General features: G+C 74.5%; 1 protein-coding gene. It reads left to right on the top strand.

The window, feature by feature from the left end:
• Positions 1-545 (top strand): transketolase C-terminal domain-containing protein (locus tag ACKUB9_RS34410; RefSeq protein ID WP_407531203.1); only part of this gene is annotated, 545 nt, incomplete at both ends.

Below are 545 nucleotides of genomic sequence, written 5' to 3'. Positions count from 1 at the left end.
GCGCTGCAGAACCTGCCGGTGCGCTTCGCGCTGGACCGTGCGGGGCTGGTGGGGGCGGACGGGGCCACGCACGCGGGGGCGTTCGACCTGGCGTATCTGTGCTGCCTGCCGAACATGGTGGTGATGGCGGCCGCCGACGAGGCGGAGCTGGTGCACATGGTGGCGACGGCGCACGCGCACGATGCGGGCCCGATCGCGTTCCGCTACCCGCGCGGGGAAGGCGTGGGGGTGGAGCTGCCGGAGCGGGGCGAGGTCCTGGCGATCGGCCGGGGCCGCGTGCTGCGTCGTCCGGAGGGGGCGCGTGTGGCGCTGCTGAGCCTGGGCACGCGGCTGGCGGAGGCGCTGAAGGCGGCGGAGCGTCTGGAGGAGGCCGGGATCGGGGTGAGCGTGGCGGATGCGCGGTTCGCCAAGCCTCTGGACGAGGCGCTGCTTCTGGACCTGGCGGGGAGCCACGAGGTTCTGGTGACGCTGGAGGAAGGCTCGACGGGGGGGTTCGGTGCGATGGTGCTGCACTGCCTGTCGGCGCGGGGCGTGCTGGACGAGGG

Source organism: Methylobacterium oryzisoli (genome assembly GCF_046557895.1).
GTDB classification, from domain to species: Bacteria; Pseudomonadota; Alphaproteobacteria; order Rhizobiales; family Beijerinckiaceae; genus Methylobacterium; species Methylobacterium oryzisoli.
Note: the sequence above shows the minus strand (reverse complement) of the source record. Positions and strands in the feature narration are given on the sequence as shown.